We start from the raw sequence: 7,556 nt of genomic DNA, 5'->3' as shown, positions 1-7,556 counted from the left end.
GATGACGGGGGACTGCTCGGCGCGGCGTGGCGGCAGCGGTTCCGGGCTACGCCCTTCACCGCTGCCGCCACGCCAGTACTCTCATCCTGATTGACGCGCTGCTCTCATCTTGTTTGACGCGCGGCAGCATGTGTTCACCCTCGCTTGCGAAAGGAAATCGCGCGCTTGGCAGGACTATCGGCAGGCTATTGACGGGCGTGCGTGCTGGCGAAGCTGACACGCACGGCGTCTTCCCGGCTGCGAGTGTCAACGGCGGCTGGGCCTGACGTGCGCCGTCATGATCATCGTCGCTACTCATCCACGCAGCATTGCGCTTGACGATGCCGTGCAGCCGCGCGGGCTTCATCTCGTGCGACGGCGCGCTTCAATATTTTGACGGCTTCTGCGTCCTCTATCTGTTCACCTTCATCAGAACGCGGCCTGCAGCCAGTAATCGAAGGCGAGCACGGCGAACGAGCAAAGAAGTCCCATTGCCAGGTTCGTCAGGCGATGCTCGAGATCGGCGTGCCGATAAAGCCAGGCACCGATCAGAAACAGCGCTTCGACGACCACCTGCACGGCGAACACCGCGAGCATCAGCCCATACTCGTAGCCCATCTGCTTGAAGTTCGCGAAGCTCATGCCGAATGCGGCAATCCAGGACCCGACACGGTAGAGCTCATAGATGAACAATAGCGCCGGGAACACGTAGCTCACGACGTAGGTCGGCTTCGTCGCATGCTGCAACTCGAAATGAAGATGGTGTGTATTTTCCATGTCAGCCTCCTACGGGATGTCGCGAAAGCGCTAAGCGGGGCTCTGTTGTGCCACGTCGTCGATGCGCAAACCGATCGACTGCGCAAGTATGGGTACTTCGTCTTCATTGAGACTGAGCGCCTCGCCGAGCAGTCGATGATCGATCCAGCCGCGCACGACGGTAGCGAGGCCCGCGGACGCGCAAAACAGCGACACATTTTGCGAAATCGCGCCGGCCGTCACAGCGGGAAAGATGTCGCGCTGCGAGGCGGGAATCGTCAGCAGTTTCGAGGTACGAACGACATAGACGAGATCGAGCGGCGCGGTGCCGACGAAGTCCTGATATCCGGTCATGTTGCGCGCATCGATAGCGTGCTTGAGTATCAGTCGATGCGTAGGAGGATCGTAGCGGTACACCCCGTTCGGGAGTGCGACGTAGATATCGATCTCGTGCAGCCCGTGCGGCGAGGGAGCGGTACGTCCACCCGTGATCGAGCGGTTGACGCCGTCGGCCGCCCACAGCAATGGCCCCAGCGTCTCGAGCGCTACTGGCGCTGCGGCGAACTCACGCGTGCTCGCGCGAAGCGAAAGCGCCGTCATCAGTGGCAAGGTCGCCGCTAAATCCGGGCGAGGCAAATCGATGGCATCGGGGGCGCCGCCATCCGCCGGTTTCGGAACTAGTCCGGAAAGAGGCGCATAGGATACCTGTTGCGTCTGCGTCATTTCGCGCTCCCGTCGTGAGCATGTTGCAATCCGGCTACTCGCAATTTCCGTATCGGCTCTACCGCACTTTAAAAATAGCGAACGGTGAAGAACCGGAATTGATCTCGGTCAACCCGGCCGCAGGACGACTTTCCGGAAATCGATTTTGTGCCTGCCGTACGCCTGCTTCAAGGACCGAACAGCGCAACCAGTCCGAAGAGTCGCGCCAGGGCGGGAACGGTCATCAAAAGCACGAGCGCCACCCCCGTAATGCTCAGAACAATCCAGAGATAGCGATTCCGCTCGGACGCATGCGCACGGCTCCCAGACTGCGGCAACGCGCGGATTGCAAAGATCAAAGCAACATTGCCCACTACGAGTGACGCAAATGCCAGTGTGCGAGCGAACGGCAGCGGGTAGCCATGAGTCAGCAGGCCAGCATAGAGGCCCACCACGAGCGTGGCGGCCACGGCGCCAGCCGTCGCCCCCTGAGCCAGCGCGCGATTCGAAAGCAGCCGCTCACCGGCGCGGCGCGGTGGCAGACGCATCAGGTTCGCCCGTTCGGGCTCGTTCTCGAACACGACCGAGCAGACTGGATCGATAACCAGTTGCAGAAAAACGATGTGGACCGGCGCGAGCATGGGCGGCCAGCCTACAAGAACCGGAATCATCGTGGCAGCGATCATCGGAATATGAACGGCCACCGTGTAGCTGATCGCTTGCACAAGATTGGCGTAGATACGCCTGCCCAGCCGTATCGTCGATACGATCGGCGCGAAGTCGTCACGTAGCAAGACTAGCGAGGCGACCTCGCGTGCAACTTCGGCGCCGCGCAACCCCATTGCAATGCCGATGTGCGCCGCCTTGAGCGCCGGTGCATCGTTCACGCCGTCGCCCGTCATTGCGACCACCTGCCCACTTTCCCGGAACGCGTTGACGAGCCGCAGCTTCTGCTCCGGCTTTACCCGTGCGAATGTGTCGACATTCTCGATGGCATCGCGAAGCTGTACATCGTCCATCGCTGCCACTTCCCCGCCGGTCACGATCCGTGCGCCGTCGATGCCGACTTCGGTCGCAATAGCCCGCGCCGTGGACGGATAATCGCCGGTGATCATCACGACGCGGATACCGGCTGCCTGGCATTGCGCGATGGCGTCCGCGACTTCCGGACGCACCGGGTCCAAGAGACCCACAAGCCCTACGAAAGAGAACTCGAAGTCATGCTGTTTTTCGGGCCAGGCCGCATGTGAGTGCTGTGCCTTGGCCACCCCAAGCACCCGTAGCCCGCCGGACGCCATCTGCGCGGCATGGTCGAGGACGGTTTGCGTTTCGCGCTCACCAAGGTGACACAGAGCACAGACCGCCTCCGGCGCGCCCTTGCAGGCCACTGCGTGATGGCCGGGTTCCAGCGTATGCCACGCGTGGGACATCGCCGGCAACTCCGGTGTCAGCGCGTACTCATGAACCAGCGACCAGTCCTTGTGAAGACGTCCGGTGCCGGCGAGTCCAACCCGACCCGTTTCGTGAAATGCGCGCTCCATTGGATCGACCGGCTCGATTTCGCTGGCGAGCACGAGATATTCGATCAGTTCGTGATAGGCCTCGTCTATGCGCTGAGTGTTCTGATCGATGATTTGCCGCTTTCCTTGGGCGAACAGCACGCGCACGGACATGCGATTTTGCGTCAATGTGCCAGTCTTGTCGACGCAGAGTACCGAAGTCTGGCCAAGGGTTTCGATTGCGCTCATGCGGCGCGTCAGCACGCCTTCGTTAGCGATGCGGCGCGCACCTAATGCCATGAATACGGTCAATATCACGGGAATCTCTTCGGGAAGAATTCCCATGGCCAGCGTGATGCCGGCCAGCACGCCCGGAAGCCACTCCCCGGAGCGCCAACGATAGGCCACGACCAGCACCAAACACAGTGCGATCGCAGTCAACGCGAAGCGATTGACGAATGTTCTCGTTTCGAGTTGCAACGGCGAGCGGGCTTCCGTAATGCCGGTCAACGATTTGCCAATGCGACCGAGCATGGTATTCGGCCCCGTCGCTGTCACGATCATTTGCCCCTGACCTTGTACAACCATCGATCCGAAGAAAAGTTGACTGTCCGGGGCTTGCTCGGGAGGTGCATCGGCTCGCAAAGCGGACTTACTCACCGAAACGGATTCGCCCGTCAGAAGCGACTCGTCGACGCTCAGTTCGTGAGCCTCCGTCAAGGCGCCGTCAGCCGGCACGCGTGCTCCTTCGTCGACGAAAACCACATCGCCGGGCACCAGTTCGGCGGCGGAAACGAGTTGCCGCTGTCCGTCTCGAAGCACCTGCGCGCGGGGCGCGGACAGTTCGCGAAGAGAGTCGAGAACCTGAGCGGTGCGGTGACTTTGGAAGACCGTGAGAAAGACGATCCCCGCCACGAAAGCGAGGAGCGTCAGCGCTTCGGAAACGTCTCCAAGCACGAAATAGATTGCGCTCGCAGCGAGCAGCAGCAGGAACATGGGTTCACGGAGCACTTCCTCCAATGTTCGCCACCAGGTGCGCCGCACCGCGGAATCCACGACGTTGCGGCCGAAGCGGGCACGCAGTTGCTCCACGCGTGCGCTCGTCAGCCCACACGTTTTATCGACGTCCCCAGCCGGCGATGCCGGTTCGACGTAATCGGAGACTACGTCCGGGACGGGCTCAATGCGATTTGCCGGCATTGTGGTGCCGATTTATGCAAGGACTGCGTGATGGAACCGGCTACTCACCGACGGGCGGGGCCCCGACAGCTCTTGCAGATTTGAATGACTCCATGGGCATCTGGATCGTCCCAATAGAAACGCAATTCAGCCCCGCCGTGTGCGGGCACCTGGATCGTTTTGGTTTCGGAGACGTGAAGTCTTTGCGCCCCGATCCGGTAGCGCCCGGCGGGCAGGCGGACATAGAGGAACGGCCCGTCTGTCCGAACGGTCAGGACAGTTTGTCCCGCGCGCGACGTTATCGTTACATCGACGTCGGACAAATAATTCCCCGCTTTCGACGCGAATGTCATGCGAAGGTTGTAGTTTGGCGCTGCGGCGCGAAATGCCTGCACTTCGTCTTCGCCTACACCGCCGGTTATGTAGGAGACGCCATTTTGCGAAGTGGGTTGCGGTAACGATTGCGCGAGCGCGGCGCCGTTTGCGCAGACGCAGACGAGAAAAGCTGGAAGCAACAGAAAGCGAAGTTTCGTGTACATGGCGATCCCGGATGCGCGAACTTTCCTGCGAGGCGGGCGACCGAAACCGCGGTTCATCGGCGCCCGGTCAAGGAACGTTCAATCCACTGCCGGCAAATGCCGTGCACAGAGCGTACCCGTCTCCAGAATGGCGCGAGGCGACCCCGCCATCCTTGACTTGCGTCAAGTAGTTGACTCTGGGCGTGCTACAACGCATTCAGCGGAATCTTCAGATAGCTGACGCCGTTTTCCTCGACGGGCGGAAATTCGCCGGCCCGTATGTTGACCTGCACCGACGGCAGAATAAGAACAGGCATTGCGAGCGTCGCATCACGCGCTTCGCGCACGCTTACGAACTGTTCTTCCGTCACCCCGTCGTGCACGTGGATGTTGTGCGCCCGCTGCGCGGACACCGTGGTTTCCCATTCGGCTTCCCGACCCTCGGGCGGATAGTCGTGGCACATGAAGAGTCGCGTGTTGTCCGGCAGGCTTAGCAGCTTTCGTATCGACCGGTAGAGCGTATGCGCATCGCCGCCGGGAAAATCGCAGCGTGCGGTACCGAGATCCGGCATGAAAAGCGTATCGCCCACAAACACAGCGTCACCGATCTGGTAAGCCGTATCCGCGGGGGTGTGGCCGGGCACGTACAGCGCCTTCGCTGTCAAATTGCCAATCGAAAACGCCTCGTCTTCGCCGAATAATCGGTCGAACTGTGAGCCGTCCAGCCGGAATTCGGCCCCCAGGTTGAAGAGCTTCTTGAAGCTCCGTTGCACCGTACGTATGTGTTCTCCGATCGCAATCTTGCCACCGAGATGGATGCGCAAATAATGCGCGGCCGAGAGGTGATCCGCGTGGGCATGCGTCTCCAGAATCCACTGCACTTGCAGGCCCCGCTGGCGAACGAACTCGATGATCTTGTCGGCATTTGTCGTGGAGGTACGTCCCGCCTTCGGGTCGTAATCGAGGACTGGATCGATGACGGCGCAGTACCGCTCCCCGGGCCCGGAGACCACGTACGTTACGGTGCCGGTAACAGAGTCGAAGAACGCTTGAACGATGGGCTGCATGAAATCCTCCGTGGGTGCACTCATTCTATTTGCAAATAGTTTATAGTTCAATATAATGAATGCATATGAGTCATTGAGTGCGCGATGAAGAAGAACTTCGCTCGAATCGACCTGTCGGCGATGCAATCGTCGGCGGAAAGGGCCTGTGCGCTTCTTAAGGTTCTGGCTAATCCGGACCGGTTGCTGCTGATGTGCCAGTTGTCCCAAGGGGAGTGGTGCGTGAGCGATCTGGAAGAGCAGTTGGGAATTCGTCAGCCCACACTCTCCCAGCAGCTCGGGGTGCTCCGCGATAACGCGCTCGTCGAGACGCGGCGGGAAGGGAAGAACATCTTTTATTCCATCGCGAGCAAGGAAGCGATTGCGATCATGGCCGTGCTGTACGACCAGTTTTGCTCGCAATGAAGATGAGGAGTGGCCATGTCGATCGATATCGTGAGTTTCACGCCGGGTCTGTCACTGGCCGGCGGCCTGGTGATAGGCGCCGCGGCTGCCGTGCTCGTTTTGTTCAACGGACGTATCGCGGGCATCAGCGGCATTTTCGGTAGCCTGCTCGGCTCGCCGCAGACGGATGCGGGCTGGCGTCTCGCTTTTCTTGCGGGACTTGTCGGGGCGCCCGTTCTGGCGGCGTTGCTCGGGCACCCCATAGCGCCCGATATCCAAGCCGGATGGGGTGAAATACTCGTAGCAGGATTTCTGGTCGGTATCGGCACGCGTTACGCGAGCGGTTGCACGAGCGGCCATGGTGTCTGCGGAATCTCGCGCGGCTCCATCCGTTCGGTCGTTGCGACGGCAACATTCATGGCGAGCGGCATTTTGACCGTTTTCTTCCATAGGCATCTGCTGGGAGGCTGAGATGGGGTGGCTCACCGCACTACTTTCCGGGCTTCTTTTCGGAATCGGCCTGATGCTATCCGGCATGGCGAATCCGGCAAAAGTGCTTGGGTTCCTCGACATCGCCGGACGATGGGACCCATCGCTGGCATTGGTGATGGCTGGGGCAATAGCCGTTGGGGTCATCGCGTTTGCGTTTGCAAAGCGTCTGAAGAAATCTCTTTTGGGCTTGCCAATGTGGATTCCGAGCGGTTCGTCCGTTACCTTGAGACTGGTGCTCGGCAGCGCGGTGTTCGGCGTGGGCTGGGGGCTTGCGGGGTTTTGCCCGGGTCCGGCGTTGGTCGTCCTGGGCGCAGGCTTTCCGAAGGCATGGGGTTTTGTGGCCGCGATGCTCGCCGGTATGGCTGTATTCGAGTTGATCGAGCGTGCGAAGCAGAGCCGGCTGCATGCTTGAGTCGTTGCGGATAGGTGGAGGGGAGGTTCGATGAATGCAACCGCATTGCTGGCTGCCGCGGTAGTGGCAGCAGGGCTGAACACGCCGCTGCAGGCGTTTGCTGCAGACGCTGGACGCCAGGCGGAAGTGGCGGCGCGGGGTGCCGAAGTCATGCCCTTTACGGTCGATGGCGCGATTCACATCTTCACCAAATCCGACCATGGCGGAAGCCAGCGCGTCGTCGTCCGAGACCCATCCGATAAAGCCCAGATCCCGCCGATACGTGCGCACCTGCGCAAGATCCAGGCCGACTTCCGGCGTGGCGATTTTTCTGCCCCCGCCCGGATTCACGGTGCGGACATGCCCGGTTTATCGCAACTCAGGGCGGCCAAGCCGGGGCGTATATCGATTGCTTACCGTGACGTAGACGGTGGGGGTGAACTCGTTTATCGCAGTGATAACCCAAAGCTCGTGTCCGCGCTTCACGCGTGGTTCGATGCGCAGATCTCGGACCATGGCGCGGACGCCATGGACGGACATGCGGCGCATCACCCCGGCACGGTGCAGCCGGGAGCGGAGTGACATTGAAACC

General features: G+C 60.8%; 9 protein-coding genes. 4 read left to right on the top strand and 5 right to left on the bottom strand.

Annotated features, from left to right (window positions below; translation table 11 throughout):
- Window positions 1-408 precede the first annotated feature (408 nt).
- From GWC77_RS20345 to GWC77_RS20325, 5 genes are all read right to left on the bottom strand, one after another.
- Window positions 409-756, bottom strand: coding sequence for a hypothetical protein (locus tag GWC77_RS20345; protein ID WP_173259955.1), 348 nt, complete (start codon window positions 754-756; stop codon window positions 409-411).
- 30 nt (window positions 757-786) lie between these two features.
- Complete coding sequence (locus tag GWC77_RS20340) at window positions 787-1,458, bottom strand: SagB/ThcOx family dehydrogenase (RefSeq protein ID WP_173259954.1); 672 nt, start codon at window positions 1,456-1,458, stop codon at window positions 787-789.
- Window positions 1,459-1,625: 167 nt separating this feature from the next.
- Complete coding sequence (locus GWC77_RS20335) at window positions 1,626-4,136, bottom strand: cation-translocating P-type ATPase (protein WP_173259953.1); 2,511 nt, start codon at window positions 4,134-4,136, stop codon at window positions 1,626-1,628.
- Window positions 4,137-4,180: 44 nt separating this feature from the next.
- On the bottom strand, window positions 4,181-4,654 hold the full coding sequence (locus tag GWC77_RS20330; RefSeq protein WP_173259952.1) for a carboxypeptidase regulatory-like domain-containing protein: 474 nt from the start codon (window positions 4,652-4,654) through the stop codon (window positions 4,181-4,183).
- 185 nt (window positions 4,655-4,839) lie between these two features.
- Window positions 4,840-5,700, bottom strand: a complete 861-nt coding sequence (locus GWC77_RS20325; RefSeq protein ID WP_173259951.1) for an MBL fold metallo-hydrolase — start codon at window positions 5,698-5,700, stop codon at window positions 4,840-4,842.
- Between the two features lie 84 nt (window positions 5,701-5,784).
- On the opposite strand from GWC77_RS20325, the gene GWC77_RS20320 reads away from it, so the two are divergent.
- The 4 genes from GWC77_RS20320 to GWC77_RS20305 are packed head-to-tail and all read left to right on the top strand — an operon-like array spanning window position 5,785 to window position 7,546.
- Window positions 5,785-6,102, top strand: coding sequence for a metalloregulator ArsR/SmtB family transcription factor (locus tag GWC77_RS20320; protein ID WP_173259950.1), 318 nt, complete (start codon window positions 5,785-5,787; stop codon window positions 6,100-6,102).
- Between the two features lie 15 nt (window positions 6,103-6,117).
- Window positions 6,118-6,552: a YeeE/YedE family protein gene (locus GWC77_RS20315; protein WP_173259949.1), complete on the top strand. Its 435-nt coding sequence runs from the start codon at window positions 6,118-6,120 to the stop codon at window positions 6,550-6,552.
- Window position 6,553: 1 nt separating this feature from the next.
- Window positions 6,554-6,985 carry a DUF6691 family protein gene (locus GWC77_RS20310; RefSeq protein WP_173259948.1) on the top strand — a complete coding sequence of 144 codons (432 nt, stop codon included), beginning with the start codon at window positions 6,554-6,556 and terminating at the stop codon, window positions 6,983-6,985.
- A gap of 30 nt (window positions 6,986-7,015) precedes the next feature.
- Window positions 7,016-7,546 (top strand): aspartate carbamoyltransferase, encoded by a 531-nt coding sequence (locus tag GWC77_RS20305; RefSeq protein ID WP_173259947.1) that lies wholly within the window; start codon window positions 7,016-7,018, stop codon window positions 7,544-7,546.
- The last annotated feature ends 10 nt before the right edge of the window (window positions 7,547-7,556 follow it).

Origin of the sequence: Paraburkholderia sp. NMBU_R16 (assembly GCF_013282575.1) — a bacterium.
Taxonomy (GTDB): domain Bacteria; phylum Pseudomonadota; class Gammaproteobacteria; order Burkholderiales; family Burkholderiaceae; genus Trinickia.
This window is presented reverse-complemented; position numbering and strand designations above follow the sequence as displayed.